The following is a 20895-nucleotide window of genomic DNA, read 5'->3' as shown; positions in this document are numbered from 1 at the left end:
TTAGCCATGTCTCGGATGGCCAGGAACGCCGGCCTACAGCCGCCGTTGGCCTTCAGGGAGTGAGCGATGCGCAATCTTGGAACCATCGACGTCGCCTTGGACGAGATGCTGGTGAATCTCGCAGCGATCGTGCTGCGGCTTTCGACGCCTGAATTGACGCGAACGCCGGAAGCGCGGCGCGCGCTGGCGCGGTCCGTCCATCAATATGGGGTGTGTGCGGCGCGGTCGAGCGACCCACGCGTTCACGAATTGAAGGCGCAATTGGACGGGAGGCTGAAGCCGAGCCTGCGCATCGTCGCAGTCCATGGCGTGAAGGTGTCGTAGCCGAGGACGTCACTTCGGGACTGCTTGATCTACGCCCCCTTCACTTTCCCACGCGGCCGCCGCTTGCACGTGCCCGGCAGCTTCGCTGCCAGGAAATCGCCGAGCGCTTCGACGCGCGCGGGGCGGGGGCCGCCGGGTGGGGTCACGAGGTGCACGGCGCCTTCGGCCTGCTTCCAGTCCTTCAGGATGACTTCGACCTCGCCCGACGAGATCGCCTCACCGACGATGAATTCCGGCAGCTCGGCGATGCCGAGGCCCGCGATCAGCGCCGGCATCACGGCTTCGCCGTTGTTGACGCGAAGCTGGCCGCCCGGGCGCACGCTGGCCTGCTCGCCGGCCGAATTGGTGTAGTGCCAGGCATTGTGTGTGGAGAGATAGGCGTAGCTGAAGCATTTGTGCGCGGCGAGATGCATCGGGTGCGTCGGCCGGCCGTATTTCTTGAGATAGGAGGGCGCGGCGACCGTGTAGCGCGGCATGGTGAAGAGCCGCCGCGCGATCAGCGATGAGTCCGGCAGCCGCGCGATCCGTATCGCCATGTCAAAACCTTCGCCGATCAGATCCACGGTCGCATCGCTCAAGTGCAGGTCGACGGAGACCTCCGGATAGGTCTCGAAAAATTCCGGCAGCAGCGGTGCCACCGCCTTGATGCCGAATGACATGGGGACGGCGAGCCGCACCAGGCCGCGCGGCGCCACCGACTGCGCCAGCGCCTCGTTCTCGGCGGCCTCGCCGTCGGCCAAAAGGCGCGTCGCGCGCTCGGCCAGCTTGTGGCCTGCATCGGTCAGCGCGAGCCGGCGCGAGGTGCGGTTGAACAGCCGCGCGCCGAGCCGCTCCTCCAATCGCGTGACCGCCTTGGACACCGTGGCCTTGGACATCCCAAGCTCGCTCGCAGCGCCCGCAAATGATCGCAGCTCCACGACTTTGGCGAAGATCGCGAGCGCTTCGAAGTCTGGGAGTTTTGCCATGGCAGCCGGTCCTTGCGGGGCATTTAGGGAAACAATGCGTTTCAACAGTTTCTATTTCTATACCACAGGCGAATGCTTATCCAAGAGGTCAATCCGACATCAAGGAATTGCACAGATGATCGAACTCAGACCTTTCGCGAAGCTCGGCGGCGCCGATCACGGCTGGCTCAAGGCCAAGCATCATTTCTCCTTCGCTGGCCATTACGACCCGAACAACATGGGCCACGGCGCCTTGCGGGTGTGGAATGACGACGAGATCGCGCCGAACACCGGCTTTCCCGCCCATCCCCACGCCAACATGGAAATCATCACCTATGTGCGCGAGGGCGCGATCACCCATCAAGATAGCCTCGGCAACGAGGGTCGCACTGAAGCGGGCGACGTGCAGGTGATGAGCGCCGGCAGCGGCATCCGCCATTCCGAGTACAATCTCGAGCCGACCAGGACGCGGATCTTCCAGATCTGGATCGAGCCGACGGCGCGAGGCGGACAGCCGACCTGGGGCTCGAAGCCGTTCCCGAAGGCGGACCGCTCCGGCAGACTCGTCACCATCGCCAGCGGCTTTGCGGGCGATGCGGACGCACTGCCGATCCGCGCCGATGCCCGGGTGCTCGCCACCACGCTGAAGGCGGGCGAGAGCGCGGAGTATGAGCCGCAGACGTCGCGGCATCTCTACCTGGTGCCGGCGGCAGGCGCCGTCGAGATCAACGGCGTCCGCGTCAATGCCCGCGACGGCGCCGCAATCCACGACGAAGCCAGGCTGAAGATCACGGCGATCGAAGATTCCGAGCTCGTGCTCGTCGACGCGGCGTGACGCGCCAACCACAAGCTCGTCATGCCCGGGGCTGACCCGGGCATCCATCCCCTTAGCAAAGAGCTTTTCGAAGAGCGATGGGTTGCCGGGTCAAGCCCGGCAACGACACCGAACAGAACGGCTCACCTCATCACCCCACGGAGACCACCATGACCAAAGTTCTCGTCCTCTATTATTCCGCCTATGGCCACATCGAGGCGATGGCCAATGCCGTCGCCGAAGGCGCGCGCGAGGCCGGCGCGACCGTCGACATCAAGCGCGTGCCCGAGCTGGTGCCGGCCGAGATCGCGAAAGCCTCCCATTACAAGCTCGACCAGGCCGCGCCGGTCGCCAAGGTCGAGGAGCTCGCCAATTACGATGCGATCATCGTCGGCACCGGCACCCGCTTCGGCCGCATGGCCTCGCAGATGGCGAACTTCCTTGACCAGGCCGGCGGGCTCTGGGCCAAGGGCGCGCTGCACGGCAAGGTCGGCGGCGCCTTCACTGCCACCGCGACCCAGCACGGCGGCCAGGAGACCACACTGTTCTCGATCATCACCAACTTGCTGCATTTTGGCATGGTCGTGGTCGGCATGAACTACGGCTTTGCCGGCCAGATGAAGCTCGACGAGGTCACAGGCGGTGCGCCCTATGGCGCCACCACGATCACCGGCGGCGACGGCAGCCGCCAGCCCAGCGCCAACGAGCTCGCCGGCGCGCGCTATCAGGGCCGCCAGATCGCGGAGACCGCCAAGAAGCTGCATGGCTGATGCGACCCGGGCGGCATTCCCAGTCGGGAATGCCGTCCCCAATCCGGAATTGGGATACGATCACGGTTAAGTCAGCGTGACGTCCGCGTGAGGCCGAACCGGCTCCGTCGGCACAGGTGCGGGCGCCGTCGAAAGCCACCAGCCCTCACCGGCAAACCAGCATGTCTCGTCGGGGGCGCCCTCTCTCCGCAGCGACTGCACCCCTTCCCAACCTTTCGCGAACGCCTCGCCCAATCGCCGGCCGGCCTCGGCATCCTGCAATCCCGCGCAGCCGATGAATTGGGCGCGGCTGAGGAATTTCGCCGGCCAGATCGCACCCTCATCCGGCCGGGTGATCATCAACATGCCGCCGAGCATGCCTTCGGGCGCGAGCGGAAACACCAGCCGCCCGCCCGGCCGCAGCGCATCGAGCCATGCCGCCGCCGGCTGCGCCGCGCCCGCACAGACATAGATCACGTCGGCCGCCGGCAAATCCGCCGCGATGCCCGAGCGTCCGCGCACGTCCACGTGGGCGATGTCCTTCAGATTGTCGCGCGCAAGTCCCGCCAGACGCTCGTCGATCTCATAGGCGTGAACGCGACCGCCGGGACCGACGAGATGCGCGAGAATCGCAGTGTAATAGCCGCTGCCGGCGCCGATCTGGATCACGGTCTCGCCTTCCTTCACGGCGCAGCCGCTGAGCCAAAAAGCGTGCGCGCCGGGCATGCCGATGTTGAGACCGCGCGCGCTGTCGAGCGCCAACAGCATGTTCTGGTAGATGAAGGCAGGATCATCGTCGGGCGTCACGACATAGGGGTGGCCGCCAAAGGAGATCGACCATGGCCCGGGCCCGACGAAAGGCTCGCGCCTGACGGTCCGAAAGGCCTGCTCGAGGCGAGGATCCGCAGCCTTCGCCGCCGCGCAAATCAACTGCGCATAGAATGCACGATATTTTGCCGAACGGTCTTCCATGTCCCCTCCGCTATGGAGGCGACGATAGCACATCGATTGCGATGTTCGAGTGACCTTGCAATCCGGCGCCCGTTAGCGCGCGCCCTTGCCCATCGCCCGCGCCGCGAGGGCGGCGAGCTTTGGACAGCGCCGCAGGCCCTGAGCTGCGTGATCGCGCCAGGCGAAGGGCAGACCGCGCCAGGACAGCGCGACGCTGACGTCGGTCAGCGTCGCCCTCGCGGCGCCGAAACGGCGCTTGTAGGCTTGATTGCCGATGCTGAGGTCGAAACGGCGCACGCCGAGTGCATGTAGCGCGGCCATGGTGCGCTCGATGATGAGCAGACCCGGCGAGCAGCTCGACCATTGATCGCCGGCATGGCTGATGCGCAGCAGGATATAGGTCGCGCCATGCCTGACGCCGAACGCGGTAGCGACAACGCCTTCGTCGCACACCAGCGCCGAGACCATGACATGACCTTCGGCGAGGCCCCGGCGGACGACCTCGCGATAGAATCGCGCATGGGTCGCATCGTTGAGAACGAACCGCGAGCCGAGCTTTTGCATGCGTGCCTGCTGCTGGAGATCCATCACGTCGAGCAGTTCGTGCGCACGCGCGACATCGGCGGCGATCTCGAACCGCGCACCGGCATGACGGCTGAACACCCGCCAGCCGCGCGGCATCTGCAGGCGCTTGATCGCGGCTTGATAGTCGTCATAGTCATCGCCCATCAACACGAGATTGCCGTTGAGCGAAGAGGATCCGATCCGGCCGAGCGCTACCAGCGGGTTCGGCTTGCCGCCGACCTCGGCCGGCATCTTCTTCAGGCGGAGCAGATCGAGACGATCGGGCAGCGCGCGCAACGCGCCGATCAGCGCCTTGTTGATCGCGTCCGTCGCCCCCGCATCCAACGCGGCATCGCGCGCCAGGATCGGTGCGTTGTTGTCGGAGACGCCGAGGTCCGGGAACTCGACGATGCGGATGCCGCGCCTGACATGGTGGATCATCGGCACGACCGCGATGTCCTTGCCGGTGGCAGCATCGGAGATCACGGCGATCAGCGGAGCGACGTCGACAAACGCGCCGTACCAGGCGCCGAGCCAGTCAGCATGCTGGAAAGCGGTGCGGCGCCCGGCGCTCAGGCGCAAGGCCGCGTGCCGCCAGTCACGCAGGACATCGACCGCGATGGTCGACGCGCTGGACGCGATATCATGGGGCTGCTCAAAGCTGAGGAGGGTCATCCGCGGGGCTCGGTCTGCTCGACGCATTGGAACCTCGCCAGGAAGTGCAGGCCGGCGACGGCCAGCGCGAACATGAACCAGATCGGATTCTGTCGTTCGAGCAGGAAGGTCTCGGTGGCCCCGTAGTACAGGCCGAACAGCCACACGGTCAGGAACAGCTTGGCCAGTGCGCCACTGCGGCTGTGAGCCTGCGCCGTCTGGAAATTGCCGAGCGGGGCGAGCACGAAGACGAGGACCACGAGCAGCAGCCCCGGCAGACCGATCGTGACCGCGAGATCGAGGTAGCTGTTGTGGCTGTGCGCCGCCGACGTCGCCCATTCGGCGCCCTGGGCGGTGGCCCGCGCACTCACGTCGTCCCAGAACGCAGCATAGCCGTGGCCGATGATCGGCTTCTCGGCGACGGCCGCGAGCGCGAAGTCCCAGATCGCGGAGCGTCCGGTGAAGGTGGGATCGAGCGGAAGCAGCCGCGTCATCGCCGCCAGCGCCGGGCTGACGACACTGCCGACGGTCAACAGGTTCATCGCAACCAGCGGCACGAAGCAGATGATGCGCTTCAGCCACAGGCCTGGAGTGACATAGACCAGTGACGCGAGCGCGTAGATCGCAAGGCACAGCACCGACGACGTCTTGCCGCCGGTGAAGATCAGAAAGGTGCCGGCCAGCACGGCGATCGCGGGCCCCATCACGAACGAGCCCACGGCGGACAGGTAGATGCCGACATAGACCAGGATGGTCATCACGGCCGAGGCGATGTTCTTGTGGCCGAAGCTGCCGCGCCAGTCGCCGGCGAGCTGCGGCTCGGTGACGTCGAGCGCGGTGTGGATCGCATATTGCGGCGCGAGGAGGACGCCGAGATAGCAGAGCGCGAGCAGCACGAGTGCGGCGGCACCGAGGCAAGAATTGAAGCTGGGCTGCGTTGGCGGCAGCAACGGCAACACGATGGCGAGCGACGTCACGCTGACCGCGAGCACGAATCGCTGCATCGAAACGCCGCGGCTCTCGGAAAAGACGATGTTGATCGCCAGCCAGCCGAGGAGGCAGAGATGCAGCGGCGTCACCAGGCTCTTCAGCGCAGGCGCATCGGTGACAGCGACACACAGCATGGCGACCGCAGCCAGCAGGCCCCAGGCGATATAGCTCAGCGCCATTCGTCCGCCGACGATGACGGTGACGTCGGGATTGCGCAGGTCCGGGAACGGGTCGAGCGTCACCATAACCAGCAGCAGCGCCCCGACCGCGACGAGGCAGCGTGCCACCTGCACGGCATCGAGCCCTGCAAGGCGATCGCGCAGGAGATGGCTCCACGATCGGGCCTCGCCGTCGGTCATGTCTGCGGCGCTGCGGTTCATGGCTCAACACATTCGATGACGCCGGTGAAGCTTCCGGTCCTGGCTCGCGCCTTCCGAGGCTTCGTCAGCGGGCCTGCCGGAGGTCTGCGACATCGCGGGCGGCCGCATGATGCTCCGAGCGATCTCGTAATATTGCAGCGCCCGCTGCTCCAGCGTGAGATTATCCAGGATGTAGCCGCGTGGATCGAACTCGCCCGCGGTGCACCCGGCCCAGAACTTGTCCCAGCCCGCCTCGAAACCGGCGATGTCGGTGAACTTGACGCCGCAGCGTTCGTCCCAGTACGGCACCGACGATACCGGCGCGAACTGCACACGATGGGGATAATAATCGGGGTCGCGCCATGGCCCGCCCGGATCCCAGGCAAATACCGGCACGCCGCAGGACAAGGCCTGTTGATAGGCGATGCCCTGGCTCTCGCTCTGGCACAGAAAAATCATCGCGCGCGAGCGCGCGAGCGCAGCCTGATAATCCGCTTCCTTGTAGCTGCCGTAGCGCAGCTCCGTGAACGAGCGGCCTTTCTTGACGAGCCGCGCGCGAACGGGCTCGATCATCTCCGGCGCGTAGCGCTCGCGGTCCCAGTGCACCTTGTCGTAGATCAGGACATCGACGCTCTTTTGCGCTCGAGCCGACGGCGCCCAGAGATCCGTGTCGATGCCGACAGGCCAGGCCTCGGTATCGGGCCAATACGGCCGGTACATATCGACGTACCAGGGACCGGGCACCACGACCCTCTTCACCGGCAGACGCTTGAACAAGTCAAGGTCGTCGAGCGGATGATTGTGGGCGGCTACGCCGAGCAGGATCGGGTTCTTCCATTTGAACTTGTCGAGCAGGAAGGTGCGGCCGACGATGCAGGCGAGCTCGTCGGGATGTTGCGCGATGTAACCGTAATCATTGACGCGGTAGCGGATGCCGAGCCGGTCGAGTCCCGCACAGAGATTGAGGAACACGCGCAGCTGCCCGCTCATGCGCGGCTCGCCGAGCAGCAGCCGGCGGGCGATGCGCCGCAGATGCCGGTCGCCCGGAAACCAACGGTCATCCTTGTCCTCATAAAAGAGGTTCAGGATCATCGTATCGGGGGCGTGTTCGAACGTGTTTGCGGGCACGGGATTCCATCCGCGGCAGTCCGATGCGCATTCTCGCACGGGGCCGGCCGCCGCACTCTTCCAAATTTGCCACAGGCTTAATGCCAGCGGCTTAACGTTATTCTACGAAACCGGCGGCACGCGAGCCTTCTCAGCAACGTATCGCGCGCGATGCGAGTATCATCCACGGACGCCGGACTTGGCGATCGCCAGCGTCCTGGTTAACAGATCATTAAAGGCGCGCCGTAGCTTGATCACCGCCGAAGAGGTTCTCGAACTGCCGGCCGCCTCCCGCGCGGCAGTGCCCGCGCGCTTGCCGCTTCAAGTCGGCTCGAGCACATCGGTATCGGTCGTCATTCCCGCCAAGAACGTTGCGGCCTATGTCGGCGAAACTCTCGCCAGCGCACTTGCGCAACGCGAAGTGACCGAGGTGATCGTCGTGGACGACGGCTCGACCGACCAAACCGTTGCGATCGTCCGCGGCGTGCGTGACCCGCGGCTGCGCTTGATCCGCAACGATTCCGCGGGCGTATCGGCCGCACGCAATCTGGGCGCAAGACAGGCAACCGGCGAGTGGCTGCTCTTCCTCGATGCCGACGACCGCCTGCGCCCCGGCGCGGTGGCGGCGCTGCTCGCTGCAGCGCGCGGCGCACCGCGCGCCGTTCTCGTCTATGGCGATTACAACACGATCGACAGCGAAGGCCGCCGGATCGGCCGGCGCGACCTCTTGAAGGGACGTCGGAAGCCGTCCGGCGACGTGCTGACGCGGCTCGCCGCCGGCAATTTCATCGTCAATGGCGGCATCGCGCTCGCACGCGCAGAAGCTTTCCGGGCCATCGGCGGCTTCGATACGTCCCTCAAATATTGCGAGGACTGGCATTGCTGGTGCCGCCTCGCTGCGATCGGCGAGTTCGAGTTCGCGCCGGAGCTGCTGCTCGATTATCGTCTCCACACCGCCAACACCATGAACGCTGCGGTCCGGACGCCAAAGGACTTCTTCCCGGCCATCGCGCGGGTATTCGATGACGGATTGATCCTGGCGCGATTGCCCGAACGCATGACAGCCGGGCTGCGCCTCGCCGCCGAGGTTCATCTCGTCACCTATTCGGCGATGCAGGCGGTCCGCTTCGGCAGGTATCGCCAGGCATTCGCCTATCTCGCGATGATCGGCCGGCGCTCGCTCAAATCGCTGCCACGCTCGGCAATCCGGGTCGCCCTCGCCCGCTTCGGCATCTAAAGCGCGATACGATTGGGATGAATCGTCATCGCGCTTTAGGTTTATTGTTTGAGCATGATCTTTTCGGAAAACCGCGACACACTTGTCCGGATCCTGCTCTCGCCGCGTCGTCAGGACGCGATCTTCGAGGCCTCGTAAGGCTTCGGCTCGAGGCCGAGGGCCGCCAGGGCGGCGCCAAACGCGACCATCACGGGATGCATCGCGACGACGGTCTCCGACGACGGCAACAGGGCGACGGCGCGAAGCAGCGACAGCGGCAAGCGCCCCAGCATCTGCGCGAACACCCGCACCCGCGCCACTGCGCTCCGCGCGGCCTTGTACTGCACGCGATAATTGATCGCGCCGATGCGCAGGCCGCGCTTTGCGATCCAGCCGAGGCTGGTGCGGTTGCGCGGCACAGTCTCGGTGATGACAGCCTCCGCCGTCCAGTGGAACAGCATGCCGGCGTCACGGCACCGCACGAAGAAATCACAATCGCCGCCGCCGAGAAAGTTGAAGCGCAGGTCGAATGCGGGACGGTCGAACCGCTCGAACGCCGCGCGCGTGATCAGACAATTGCCGCAGCCGTAGATCAGCGGCACCGCACCGCTGTAATCGTAAGCTGGACAGAAGGCGGGGTGACGCGAAAGCCAGGGCTTGCTGTCGTCGTCGAAGACCGGCAGCACCGGTCCGCCGACCACGTCGGCGCCGGTCGCCTCCGCGGTGCGGACCATCAGCTCGAGCCAGTCCGGCGAAGCGATCTCGTCGTCGTCGATCATCAGGAAACGGGTCGCGGCGGGAAACAGCTCCTGCGCCGTCTCGAAGGCAGCATTGATCGCCTGGCAATTCCCCTGCCGCTTCTCGATGAGGCAGACGCCCTGGAGCCTTCCCTCGGCCAGAAACTCCGCGGCAACCGGCGCGCTTTCGCGCCGGACCGCATCGTTCTCGACCATGACGACGGCGAAGGAACGCGGGGTGCGCTGGTTCGTCAGCGATTCCAGCGTCAGGCGCAGGTGTTGCGGGCGACGAAAGCAGGGAACGCAGACGACGATGCCGACCGACAGGTCGATGACCCGAGAGCTCGCCGCAATCTCCCGGTTGGGATCGCGCACGGCCTCCGATATGCGCACTGCAGACAGGTCTGTCGGGATCAATGTCATGAGGTCTAGATGTCCGAGATGTATTGAAAAAGCCCTGCTTCGATCGCGCGTCCCACGACGGCACATCGCCGCGGGACAGATGCGTCTCAAAATGGACGACTGCCGCGCGACACATGGCCACCAAGCTCGCCGCGCGTCATGCTGCAAGTGGCGGTCCATGCACCGACAACGCTCCAACATGAACAATGCTGTAGTTAACGCGCATGCGCATTAACCGGGTCGTAAGCACTGCGACCGGTGAGACGTTGCGGCATCGGATTTGCACTTCGGGCAGGCGCATTTTTTCCTGTAAATTTGAATAGAACAAGCGCGGTCAGAGAATATGAGCAAGCCAGCCACGATCGATTTCGCGACAGCCACTGCGATCCAAATCCCCGCGGCCGCGCCATATGCCGAAGCGCTCCATGATCTCGTCCCCGGCGAAGCCCGCGACAGCCTGCTCGCCGTCCATGACGTGCTGTGCCGCGAGCTGCCGCGCGGACGGCTCGCCATCTATGAAGCCGGCGGCGGCTCGTGCAGCGTTTTGCCGCCGGACTTGCTGAGCCGCAGCAAGGTCACCGTCGTCGACATCGACGAGGACCAGGTCCGCAACAACACCTACGCCGACGAGGCGATCCTCGGCGACGTCCAGACCTATCGCTTCAACCACGAGACCTTCGATCTCGTGATCTGCTACAACGTGATCGAGCATCTGCCTGATGTCGACGCCGCGCTGCTGAACTTCCGCGATGCGCTCAAGCGCGGCGGGATGATCCTGATCGGCGCACCGAATCCCCGCTCGCTCTCCGGGTTCGTCACCAAATATTCGCCGCACTGGTTTCACGTCTGGTTCTATCGTCATATCCGCGGCATCAAGGACGCCGGCCTGCCCGGCGAGCCGCCATTCCCGACGTTCTTCCATCCGCTGGTGACGTTGCCCCGGCTCGAAGCATTCGCGGCCGCCAACGGCCTTCAGATGATCTATCGTCGTGAAGTCGAAAGTCCGCGTTATCCCGAGATGCGCCGGCGCAAGCCGCTGTTTGCGGCCCTGGTCGACGCCGGTGCCGCGGTGCTCAACGCCGTGCTGCCGCGCGGGACCGATGTTCGCCGCGGCGACTATCACGTCATCCTGCGGAGGATCTGACGGCGATGGCGCGTCGGCGGCCCATCACCGGACGAGCGGCGGCTCGCGGCCATGCTGCGCGCGGTAACGAACCGTTAATTCCTGGAAGGAGCGGGTATCGCGAGCGTCACAGAGGCGCGCCGAGGGACGGCATGCGCTTAAACGCTTTGTTTGCCATTTCGGTGAATAGTCCCTCAATGAGTATGGTTAATTTTCCCTGTTGCGTTGATTGGGCACCCATATCCCGGGTGCGTGGCGTAAAGCGAAGAGTAACCCCTCAGCCCGCGGCAGTTGGAATGAAAGCTGGGGATCATGCTTGATTATAACCAGCCGATCGATCGAGCCGGACCGGAGGCCTCTGAGCGGAAGCCTCAGGCCGGCTTCAACGTGCTGGAGCTCGCCAATCTGCTCTGGCGGCGGAAGGTAGCGATCGCCGCGGCCGCCCTGCTCGGTGCGACGCTTGCCGTCACCATCGGCAAGAGCGTGACGCCCCGCTACACCGCCACCGCCCAGCTCTATGTCGACCCGCGCGAGCTTCAGCTCGTCGACCGCGAGCTCACGCCCCGGGCCCAGGACGTCTCCGGCATGGCCATGGTGGTGGAGAGCCAGGCGCGCCTGATCACTTCCAACAGCGTGCTGATCCAGGTGATCCAGCAGGCCGGTCTCGACAAGGATCCGGAATTCGGAGGCGGCGAGGCTGGGAGCCTGATGTCCTCGCTGCTCGGCCTGATCGGCCTGCAGCCCCGCGCGCCCTCCGCTGCGGAGACGAAGGAGGTGCAGCTTGCGGCGCTCGAGGCGCTGAACAGGCACATCGCCGTCCGCAAGACCGAGAAGAGCTTCATCGTCGACGTCGAGGTCTGGTCGACGGATCCCGCCAAGGCGGCGATGCTCGCCAACACGCTGACCAATGCCTATCTCGCGGAATCCCGCAAGTCGCAGGCTTCGGCGGCACGGCGCGCCACCAACGATCTCTCCAGCCGCCTGAAGGAGTTGCGCGACCGGCTGCGTAACGCCGAGACCGCGCTGGCGACCTACAAGGCCCAGAACAATTTCGTCGGCACCCAGGATGCGCTGATCAGCGACCAGCAGCTCTCCGCCAGCAACCAGCGGCTTTCCGCGGCCCGCGCGGCGACGATGGATGCGCAGGCGCGGCTCGACCAGATCGAGGCGAGCCGCCGCACCGCCGCCGATGCCGGCGCGATTCCGGAGGCGCTGCAATCGCCGACGATTGCGAACCTGCGCGCGCAATATGCCGATGCCCGGAAGAAATATGCGGAGCAGGCCGGTGAGCTCGGCCCGCGCCATCCGGCGCTGCGCCAGACCGAGAAGCAGGTCGAGGACCTCAAGCGCACCATCAACGAGGAGATCGACCGCTTCGCCCAGTCCGCCAAGAACGATCTGACGCGCGCCCGCGACTTCGAGGCCTCGCTCAACCGCGCGCTGGAAGCGCAGAAGCGGCAGAGCGTCCAGCTCAGCCAGGCTGCCGTGCGCCTGCGCGAACTCGAACGCGAAGCCGATGCCAGCCGCGACGTCTATCAGTCCTTTCTCAAGCGCTCCCGCGAGACCGAAGAGCAGGAGAGCCTGAACACCTCGGCCGCCCGCGTCATCGGCGAGGCGACGGTGCCACAGCGGCGCTCGTTCCCGCCGGCCATGAGCCTGTTCGCCATGATCGGCTTCGCCTTCGGGGCGATCGCGGCGTCGAGCTGGTTCGTCGTGACAGACCTGCTGTTCGCCGGCGCAACCGCGCCTGCGACGCCGACACCCGCCCGACGTGAGCGCTCGCCGGCGCCACGGGCGTCCCGAGCACCGGAGCTCCCGCGCGCTGCGGAGGCTGCCCAGCCGCGGCAGGCGCCGCGCGCGCCTGAAACTGCGCCGTCGACGCCCGAACTTGCCGCGCCGGCGCTGCAGCCTTCGATGGTCGAGAAGCCGGTGATCGAGAAGCCGCTGATCGCACGCTTCCAGGAGGCCGACGTCATCCATACGCTCGGCGCCATACTCCCCACTGGCGGCGGCGTCGATCTCACGCGGCTGGGTTGGCCGACGCTGCGCCCCGGCTTTCCCCTGACGAGCCTGCTCAACGCCTGGCGCGACATGCGCGCCGCGGTGGCGCGGCGCGCCGGCGGCAAGGCGATGCCGGTCGTCGCGCTCGCCGGCACCGGCAAGACCAGCGGCCGCAGCGTGGCCGCGCTGAACTTCGCGCTGGCGGCCGCACGCGACGGCGCCCGCGTGCTGATGATCGATGCCGACCATCAGGCGCGCTCGCTCTCGAACAAGGTCGTCCGTCCCGGCAAGAGCGAGCCGAGCAGGCTCGGCTGGCTCTCGATCGGCAGCAAGGACGCACGCGAGATCAAGACGGTCAACGGCATCTCGGTGCTGCCGGCCGCGGAAGGCGACGCCGGCAAAGCCGCCGACGCCATCCGCAAGGCGATTGCGCAGGCCCGTTCCGCCGGCGGCTATGATCTCGTGATCCTCGACGGCCCGGCCATTCCGCTCGGGGCCGGCGGCCGCAGGCTGCTCGACGACATCGACTCGCTGGTGGCCGTGCTGCCGACCAGCCTCGACGTCAACGACAGCCTGGAAGAGATCTTGGCCGCGCTCGGCGAGGCCGAGCGCAAGCTCGTCGGCGTCGTGCTCGACGAGCTCACCCCTGCAATGCAAGCGCGCCAACGAGGCAGACAATATGCTTGAACGCCGCGTCAACCTCGACGGACGGGCAGCAACTGCCGAGGTGCCGAGAATCACTGTCGGCGGACTTCGCATGGCCGCGCTCGACCTGGAAGCGACAGCCGATTTCATGATCGAGGCGACGAATCCCGAGCATCGCATCGGCCGTCCGCTGTTCCTGACCTCGGCCAATGGCGAGGTGCTGGCGCGCTGCTCGACCGAGCCGCAGACCGAGCGCCTGTTCCGTGCCGCTGACTTGATCAACGCCGACGGTCAGCCCCTGGTCGCGGCTTCGAAGCTGCAATCCTGGTTCCCGCTGCCGGAGCGCGTTGCGACCACGGACCTGTTCCACGTCGTCGCGCGCAAGGCCGAAGCCGCCGGCCGCACCTTCTACATGTTCGGCGCAAGCGAGCCCGAGAACGCAGCTGCGGTCGCAAACGTTCAGAAGATGTATCCACGTCTCAAGATCGTCGGGCGCAGCCACGGCTATCTGCGCGGCGATGCGCTGCGGGCCAAGGTCGAGGAGATCAACGCCCTGGCCCCGGATTATCTGTGGGTCGCGCTCGGTGTGCCCAACGAACAGGCATTCGTGGAGGAGTTCACGCCGCACCTGACCAATGTTGGCGTCATCAAGACATCCGGCGGATTGTTCAACTTCTTGTCAGGGAGCCGTTCCCGCGCGCCGCAATGGATGCAGAAGATCGGGCTCGAATGGGCCTGGCGCACCTTGCTCGAACCACGCCGTCTGCTGTGGCGTTATTTGACCACCAACCCCCGCGCGCTCTATCTTCTCTTCAGCCGCAACCTTCCCCTCCGCTAAGAGAAGAGCAGAACACGACATGACCGACCGACCGACCGTCCTCGTCACCGGGGGCGCAGGCTATATTGGCTCGCATGCCTGCCGCGCATTGACCGCTGCCGGCTATCAGCCCGTCGTTTATGACAATCTCTCGACAGGTCATCGCAACTTCGTATCCGGCCCGCTGGTGACGGGCGACCTGCTCGATGGCGCGGCGCTGGCGCGCGCCTTCGCCGACCACAAGATCACGGCGGTGATGCATTTCGCGGCGGCGAGCCTCGTCGGGGAATCCATGACCGACCCGCAGAAATATTACATCAACAACGTCCAGGGCACGCTGTCGCTGCTGCAGGCGATGCGCAACGCGGGCTGCCATCGCATCGTGTTCTCCTCGACCGGCGCCGTCTACGGCAACGCCGATTCCAAGGCGCTGCCGGAAGACTTTCCTTGCGCGCCGATCAATCCTTACGGCGCATCGAAATTGATGATCGAGCGCATGCTCGCCGATTACCGCACGGCCTATGGTTTCGGCGCGTTCTGCCTGCGCTATTTCAACGCCAGCGGCGCCGATCCGGCCGGCGGCATCGGCGAGCTGCGTGACAACGAAACCCACCTCATTCCCCGCGCGATGATGGCGCTTCAGGGCCATGTCGACTTCGCGGTGTTCGGCGACGATTACGACACGCCCGACGGCACCGCGATTCGCGACTACATCCACGTCACGGACCTTGCGGCGGCGCATGTCGCGGCCCTGAGGCTCTTGGAACAAGGCCATGCTGGCGGCAGCTTCAACCTCGGCACCGGTTCCGGCTTTTCCGTACGCGAGATCCTCGACGCTATCAGGCAGGAGACCGGGCGCGAGGTGCCGCACACGATCAAGCCGCGCCGCGCCGGCGATCCCACCTTTCTGGTCGCCGATCCCTCTGCTGCGAGAAAGGTGCTGAACTTCGTGCCGCGGCACTCCGACCTGCCGACGATCGTCCGCACCGCCTGGGCCTGGCACCAGAAGGCGCATCCGTTCATGCCGCGTTAGGCAATTGCGGCTGCAATCGCTTGCTTGCCGTGCCATCCAGCAGCTAGAATGAATAATCGCGGCTGCGCCGGCGCATCGCCGGCAGCCGCGCGTTCCGCATCGCCGACGACGATGTCGGCCGGCATGGTTCGGCCCTGTTGCGCGAGCCGATTTTTTTCCGAGCGACGTGACGATCAAGTCAGCGTGTCGACCCGTCGTTGGACGCGATTCTGGGAGCATCGAGCATATGCATCAGGCTGCCCGCCTGGAATTCGAGCGCGTGATGGAGGAGTTCGTCCGCTGGCATGTCGTGCCAGAGGACGAGCGTTCGCCCGCGCCTGCCTGGTGGTGGGGGCCTGCGATGGCCGTGGTCGACGACCAGGAGCCGATGAGCGCAACATGCTGCTGCGCGTTGCAGGTGAGCGAAGGGACCAGCTTCGCCGCGGGCGCGCGCGCCATTCTCGCGCTGTTCACCGAGCAGACGTCACTGACGGGCCCCCAGGACTTTCCGAGCAAGGCCGAGGGGGAAGAGCACGAGGTGCGCGAGCTGCACCCGCAGCCGTCAGACGACAGCGCGTTTCAGCCCTGAGGCTGCATCTTCGCCGGCCGCTTCCGGCTGCAGCGGCGGCGCGACGGGCAGCGACATGGGCCGCAGCAGCTCGCTCATCTGCCGCGCCGGCAGCGGCTTGGAGACGAGGAAGCCCTGCATCTCGTCGCAGCCATGGGCCCGCAGGAACGCCTCCTGCTCGGCATTCTCGACACCTTCGGCGACGACGGTCATGCCGAGGGCCTTGCCCATGCTGATGATCGCCTGCGCTATCGCTTGATCCTCCGAATCCTGCGGCAGGTCGCGCACGAAGGAGCGATCGATCTTGATGGTGTCGATCGGGAAGTGCTTCATCAGGGACATCGACGAATAGCCGGTGCCGAAATCGTCGATCGCGAGCCGGATGCCGCGGCTCTGGATGGAGTCGAGCACTTTCAGCGCGCGGCCGACATTGCGCATCATCATGCTCTCGGTGACTTCGAGCTGGAGCAGCACCGGCGACATGCCGGAGGCCGCCAGCGCCTCGTCGACGTCCTGCAACAGATGCTCGTCGGCGAATTGCCGCGGCGACAGGTTGACCGCCATCGACACCGGCAGCAGGCCGCGGCGCTGCCAGGCCATGGCCTGCGCGCAGGCCTCTTTCAGCACCCAGCGGCCGATCGGCACGATCAGCCCGGTTTCCTCCGCAAGCGGAATGAATTGTGCCGGCGAGACGTTGCCGAGATCGGGATGCGTCCAGCGCAGCAGCGCCTCGACGCCCGTGATCTGACCGGTCGCGATGTCCACCTTGGGCTGGTAATTGAGCGAGAACTGCTCGCGCTCCAGCGCACGGCGCAGCGCGCTCTCCAGCGACAGCCGCTCGATCGACTGCGTCTTCACCTCGTTGGAGAAGAAGCGATAGCCGTTCTTGCCGTCCTCCTTGGCGAGGTACATCGCCATGTCGGCGTTCTTGGTCAGCGTCTGCGCGTCGGAGCCGTTGGCCGGATACATCGCAATACCGATCGAGGCGGTGGAATGGCACTCGTGGCCGGCCAGCTGCATGGGCTCGGCGAGCGCGGCGAGCAGCCCGGTGGCGATGCGCTGGACGTCCTCGATCTCGCCGCACTGGTCGAGGATCACCACGAACTCGTCGCCGCCGAGGCGCGCGACCACGTCGCTCGCGCGCAGGGCGCCGCGCAGGCGGTTCGCCACTTCGAGCAGGAGCAGGTCGCCGGCCTCGTGACCCAGCGAATCGTTGATGACCTTGAAGCGGTCGAGGTCGATGAACAGTACCGCAAAGCGGTGATCGTGGCGGTGCGCCGCATCGATCGCCTGGCGCAGCAGCCCGTTGAAGGTCTCGCGATTCGGCAGGTCGGTCAGGCTGTCGTGCGAGGCGAGGTATTCGATGCGCTCGTCGGCCTTGTTCTTCTCGTCGGCGCGATCGAAATTCTCCATCGCAAAGGAAACGTTGTCGGCGAGGCGCTGCAACAGCGCGACGAATTCGGGCGTGAAGGTCGCCGGTTCGGTCGACATGTAGATCATGACGCCGACCGCCTGGTCGTTCACGATGAGCGGAAACGCGGCGCCCGACCGCGCGCCGTCCCCGCGCACGATGGGATGGAAGACACGGACGCGGTCGTCGTTGAGATAGTCGTTGCTGATGCAGGGCTGGCGCGTGCGGAATGCCGTGCCGCTCATGCCGCGCCCTTCGGGCCGTTCGGGATCGATGGAGAGACGCACATTGCGCGTGGTGCCGGCGGAGGGACCTGCGGCGGCGACGATCTCGAGCTGGTCCGTGCCGGGTCTGGCCAGGGCAATCGTAGTCGAGGTGAACTTGGCGCCGTTCGATGCCGCAAGGCAGACCAGGTCGAACAGCTCGGCACGCGACTTCGCGCGCATGATCGCCTCGTTGGTCGCGCTCAGGGCCGCGAACATGCGCGTCAGGCGCTCCTTCTGCGCTTCGGTGTGGTCCTTCTCCTCGGCGCGCTCGAAATTGTCGAGTGCGAAGGAGACGTTCTCCGCGAGGCGCCCGAGCAGCTCGACCAGATCGGGCGTGAACGTATTCTCTTCCGGCGCGAGGAAGAGCAGGATGCCGACCGATTCCTGGCCGGCTCTCAGGAGCGGGAAGCTCGCGGCAGCCCGCGTTCCATCCTCGATGGCCTTGGTGCGCCAGTATGCGGACCGCGGCTCGTTGAGATAATCGTTCATCACATTGGGCCGGCGCGTCCGCAGCGAGGTGCCAATGATGCCCTGGCCCTCGGGGTGGTCTGCGGAAATGATGCAGGTACGCCCGATCATGCGCTCCTGGAGACGTCCCTTCACGGCGACGACCCGAACGAGCTCGCGTGTCTCGTCGATGATGCCGATCGTCGCCGATGCGAACATGCCGCCGAGCACGGCCGCCTGGCAGGCAACTTCAAACAGCTCCTCGCGGGTCTCGGCGCGCATGATCGCTTCGTTCGTCGCGCTCAAGGCCGCGAACATGCCGCTCAGGCGCTCGCGCTGCTTGTCGGCTTTGGCCTTGTCCTCGGCACGATCGAGATTTGCGATCGCAAACGAGACATTGCGGGCGAGACGCTCGAGCAGTTCCATCAGTTCCGGCGTGAACGTGCCGACCTCAAGGGAATTGAACAGGAACACGCCCTCGACCCGGTCGCCGCTCAGCAACGGCAACGCAGCGGAGGACTTCACACCGGTGCGTCGGGCACTCTCGTGCCACGGCTTTAGGCGGTCATCGGCCATCAGATCGTTGGCGAGGCAGGGCCGCCCGGTGCGGTAGCACGTGCCGGTCAGGCCGCGTCCCTCGGGTACGTTATCTGTGGTGGCGAATTTGAGCCTGCGCACTTCGTCCGAGTTTGGCCCTGCGGAGGCGACAACCCGCAGCCGCTCGGACGCAGGATCGGCGAGTGCGATCGTCGCCGATCCGAACTTGCCGCCTTGCACGGACGCTTCGCAGACGAGATCGAACAGCTCGGCACGCGAGGTCGCCCGGATGATCGCCTCATTGGTGGCGCTCAGCGCGGCGTACATGCGCGCGAGCCGCTCCTCCTCGCGCGCGATCTCCGCCTTCTCCTGGTCGCGGTCAAAATTCTCGAGTGCAAAGCACACGTTCTCGGTGATGCGCAGCAGCAGCGCGACGATGCCCTCGTCCTTCGCCCAGGACTTGCTGACGAAGAAGAACATCACGCCGACGCTGGTTCCGCGCTTGATCAGCGGCGCCACGACACAGGCGACCGATCCGGCATTGACGTTGGCCTGCTCCCAGATCGTTCCCTTGGTACGACCGACGAGGTCGTCTTCGACCATCGCCTTCTGCGTCCGGAAGACCTGGCCAGAGATGCCCTGTCCGTGAGGATTGTCGGAATCGATCGAGTAGCGCGCCTGCCTAATCAGATGAAGATTTTGGCCGGTCGCCGCGACCGGCGTCAGCCAGTGCGAATTCGGCTCGCGCAGCAAGACGAAGGTCGCGAGCGACTTGCCGTCGTGGACCGAGGCGTCGCACACCAATTGGTACAGCTCCTGCTCGGTTTTGGCGCGCAGGATGGCCTCGTTGGTGGCGCTGATGGCGCCGAACATGCGGTTGAGCCGCCGGGTCGCCCGCTCGCTGGTCTGCCGCGCGGTTTCGCGGGCGAAATTGTCCAGCGCGTAGGAAATGTTCGCCGACATGCGCTCGAACAGCGACACCATCTGCTCGTTCAGCGAGTTGGCCTCGCTCCGCGTCACAAACAGGACGCCGACGCTCTTGGCGTTGCAGAGCAGCGGCAGCGCCGCGGCCGCACCGATGTGGGCCTTGGCGGCGCCCTCGCGCCAGGCCAGCGAGCGCGGATCGTTCAGATAATCGTTGCTGACGCACAGCTTCTGATCGCGAAACGCTTCGCCGCCGACGCCGGACCCCTCCGGCGTGCCGGCTTCCGTCGTGATCACGATCGAACGCAGCCGCGGAATGTCGTCGCCACAGCCGGCCGCAAAGCGCAAACGCCGGCCGTCCGGTTCGACCAGGAACACGGCAACGGCCAGAAAATCCCCGCTCGAAAACCCGGCGTCGCAGACCTTCTGGTACAGCTCCTCCGGCGATCTCGCGTAAAGAATCGCTTCATTGATGGCGCTCAGCGCCGCAAAGGTGCGCGCGAGTGTCGTCGGCACGATCTCAGCTCCCAGGCATTTCTGCCTATTTATCCCGGTGCCTTTTATGAGCGGCGATCGCCTAAGTGGTCGTTATTACGCGGCGCAAACCGTCGATCAAAGTGAACGAGCTGCGAACGGGCGCGACAAAACTGACGGGAATACCGCTGCGAGGCCGAGCCGTCGACGCAAGGCATGTTCCGTTTACCAATCTGCAGCCCCGTGTTGGTTTACGGGAGATTGATGTCGCGGTGCCCAGCACCTCCTTCAGAACGGCAGCGCCACGCTGGTCTTGATCTCCTTCAGCACCACGTTGCTGCGGACGTAGCGGATGCCGGGGATGCGGAACATGAACTCGTCGAGGAAGCGGTTGTAGGCTGCCATATCCTGGACGACGACGCGCAAATGATAGTCGGCGTCGCCCGTGGTCGCAAAACACTCCAGCACCTCACGGCGCTTGGTGACCCTCGCCACAAATTCGTCGACGAACTTCGCATCGTGCCGCTCCAGCGAGACGTGGAGGATGGCGGACATCGCAAAGCCCGCCCGCTCGCGCGCGACCAGCGCCGCATAGCCTTGGATGACGCCGCTCTCCTCAAGCGCCCGCACCCGCCGCCAGCAGGCCGAGGTGGACATGCCGACCTCGTCGGCGAGTTGCTGGTTGGTGGCGCGGCCATCTTTCTGGAGATGGGCGAGAATGCGGGTGTCCTGCTCTTCGATCATGGCGAGCCCTCCGGTTCGAGCAGATTTACCAATTTTGGCGTCGATATGCAAAAGTCTACCGGATCTTGGCCACAGAAGGGATAAATAGGTAAGACCTACCAGCGAGCCGGGCATA

At 65.6% G+C, this 20895-nt stretch carries 18 protein-coding genes; 9 read left to right on the top strand and 9 right to left on the bottom strand.

Translation table 11 applies throughout. The features are described from left to right. Nucleotides 1-66 precede the first annotated feature (66 nt). Nucleotides 67-324, top strand: a complete 258-nt coding sequence (locus HZZ13_RS22405) for a hypothetical protein (RefSeq protein ID WP_197961695.1) — start codon at nt 67-69, stop codon at nt 322-324. A 29-nt stretch (nt 325-353) separates the two neighbouring features. Here the strand turns inward: HZZ13_RS22405 and HZZ13_RS22400 are convergent, their stop codons facing one another. Continuing rightward, nucleotides 354-1289: a LysR family transcriptional regulator gene (locus tag HZZ13_RS22400; protein ID WP_197961694.1), complete on the bottom strand. Its 936-nt coding sequence runs from the start codon at nt 1287-1289 to the stop codon at nt 354-356. A 115-nt stretch (nt 1290-1404) separates the two neighbouring features. Here HZZ13_RS22400 and HZZ13_RS22395 point away from each other — a divergent pair, with 115 nt between their 5' ends. Further along, nucleotides 1405-2103, top strand: coding sequence for a pirin family protein (locus HZZ13_RS22395; protein ID WP_197961693.1), 699 nt, complete (start codon nt 1405-1407; stop codon nt 2101-2103). Between the two features lie 149 nt (nt 2104-2252). Continuing rightward, entirely contained in the window at nt 2253-2852 is a 600-nt protein-coding gene (gene wrbA / locus HZZ13_RS22390) for an NAD(P)H:quinone oxidoreductase (RefSeq protein ID WP_197961692.1), read from the top strand. A 66-nt stretch (nt 2853-2918) separates the two neighbouring features. Here wrbA and HZZ13_RS22385 read toward each other — a convergent pair whose 3' ends face one another. The 4 genes from HZZ13_RS22385 to HZZ13_RS22370 all read right to left on the bottom strand — a co-directional run bounded on the left by HZZ13_RS22385 (nt 2919) and on the right by HZZ13_RS22370 (nt 7477). Continuing rightward, a complete protein-coding gene (locus tag HZZ13_RS22385; RefSeq protein ID WP_197961691.1) occupies nt 2919-3803 on the bottom strand; it encodes a protein-L-isoaspartate O-methyltransferase family protein in 885 nt (294 codons plus the stop codon). A gap of 72 nt (nt 3804-3875) precedes the next feature. Continuing rightward, entirely contained in the window at nt 3876-5021 is a 1146-nt protein-coding gene (locus tag HZZ13_RS22380; RefSeq protein WP_197961690.1) for a GNAT family N-acetyltransferase, read from the bottom strand. Further along, on the bottom strand, nt 5018-6370 hold the full coding sequence (locus tag HZZ13_RS22375) for an O-antigen ligase family protein (protein WP_197961689.1): 1353 nt from the start codon (nt 6368-6370) through the stop codon (nt 5018-5020). Before HZZ13_RS22375 ends, HZZ13_RS22380 begins: the two co-directional genes overlap by 4 nt. A gap of 3 nt (nt 6371-6373) precedes the next feature. After that, nucleotides 6374-7477 (bottom strand): glycosyltransferase, encoded by a 1104-nt coding sequence (locus tag HZZ13_RS22370; RefSeq protein WP_197961688.1) that lies wholly within the window; start codon nt 7475-7477, stop codon nt 6374-6376. Between the two features lie 229 nt (nt 7478-7706). On the opposite strand from HZZ13_RS22370, the gene HZZ13_RS22365 reads away from it, so the two are divergent. Beyond that, nucleotides 7707-8693, top strand: a complete 987-nt coding sequence (locus HZZ13_RS22365) for a glycosyltransferase (protein ID WP_197961687.1) — start codon at nt 7707-7709, stop codon at nt 8691-8693. Between the two features lie 110 nt (nt 8694-8803). Here HZZ13_RS22365 and HZZ13_RS22360 read toward each other — a convergent pair whose 3' ends face one another. After that, a complete protein-coding gene (locus tag HZZ13_RS22360) occupies nt 8804-9832 on the bottom strand; it encodes a glycosyltransferase family 2 protein (RefSeq protein WP_197961686.1) in 1029 nt (342 codons plus the stop codon). A gap of 322 nt (nt 9833-10154) precedes the next feature. On the opposite strand from HZZ13_RS22360, the gene HZZ13_RS22355 reads away from it, so the two are divergent. The 4 genes from HZZ13_RS22355 to galE all read left to right on the top strand — a co-directional run bounded on the left by HZZ13_RS22355 (nt 10155) and on the right by galE (nt 15430). Further along, nucleotides 10155-10955 (top strand): class I SAM-dependent methyltransferase, encoded by an 801-nt coding sequence (locus tag HZZ13_RS22355; protein ID WP_197961685.1) that lies wholly within the window; start codon nt 10155-10157, stop codon nt 10953-10955. Nucleotides 10956-11246: 291 nt separating this feature from the next. Continuing rightward, on the top strand, nt 11247-13622 hold the full coding sequence (locus tag HZZ13_RS22350) for an exopolysaccharide transport family protein (protein WP_197961684.1): 2376 nt from the start codon (nt 11247-11249) through the stop codon (nt 13620-13622). Next, nucleotides 13615-14418, top strand: coding sequence for a WecB/TagA/CpsF family glycosyltransferase (locus HZZ13_RS22345; RefSeq protein WP_197961683.1), 804 nt, complete (start codon nt 13615-13617; stop codon nt 14416-14418). The genes HZZ13_RS22350 and HZZ13_RS22345 overlap by 8 nt, the downstream gene beginning before the upstream one ends. Before the next feature lie 19 nt (nt 14419-14437). After that, nucleotides 14438-15430 carry a UDP-glucose 4-epimerase GalE gene (gene galE / locus HZZ13_RS22340; RefSeq protein WP_197961682.1) on the top strand — a complete coding sequence of 331 codons (993 nt, stop codon included), beginning with the start codon at nt 14438-14440 and terminating at the stop codon, nt 15428-15430. Here the strand turns inward: galE and HZZ13_RS37230 are convergent. Then, nucleotides 15427-15555, bottom strand: coding sequence for a hypothetical protein (locus HZZ13_RS37230; protein ID WP_283817186.1), 129 nt, complete (start codon nt 15553-15555; stop codon nt 15427-15429). The genes galE and HZZ13_RS37230 overlap by 4 nt on opposite strands. A gap of 101 nt (nt 15556-15656) precedes the next feature. Here HZZ13_RS37230 and HZZ13_RS22335 point away from each other — a divergent pair, with 101 nt between their 5' ends. Next, complete coding sequence (locus tag HZZ13_RS22335; RefSeq protein WP_197961681.1) at nt 15657-15998, top strand: hypothetical protein; 342 nt, start codon at nt 15657-15659, stop codon at nt 15996-15998. Here HZZ13_RS22335 and HZZ13_RS22330 read toward each other — a convergent pair. Together HZZ13_RS22330 and HZZ13_RS22325 are read right to left on the bottom strand one after the other, a co-directional pair. Further along, a complete protein-coding gene (locus tag HZZ13_RS22330) occupies nt 15972-20078 on the bottom strand; it encodes a bifunctional diguanylate cyclase/phosphodiesterase (RefSeq protein ID WP_197961680.1) in 4107 nt (1368 codons plus the stop codon). The two genes, HZZ13_RS22335 and HZZ13_RS22330, sit on opposite strands and share 27 nt — an antisense overlap. Before the next feature lie 246 nt (nt 20079-20324). Further along, nucleotides 20325-20780, bottom strand: a complete 456-nt coding sequence (locus HZZ13_RS22325; RefSeq protein WP_197961679.1) for an Lrp/AsnC family transcriptional regulator — start codon at nt 20778-20780, stop codon at nt 20325-20327. Between the last annotated feature and the right edge of the window lie 115 nt (nt 20781-20895).

Origin of the sequence: Bradyrhizobium agreste (assembly GCF_016031625.1) — a bacterium.
Lineage (GTDB): Bacteria > Pseudomonadota > Alphaproteobacteria > Rhizobiales > Xanthobacteraceae > Bradyrhizobium > Bradyrhizobium agreste.
The sequence above is the reverse complement of the archived record's forward strand: the minus strand, read 5'-3'. Positions and strand labels throughout refer to the sequence as shown.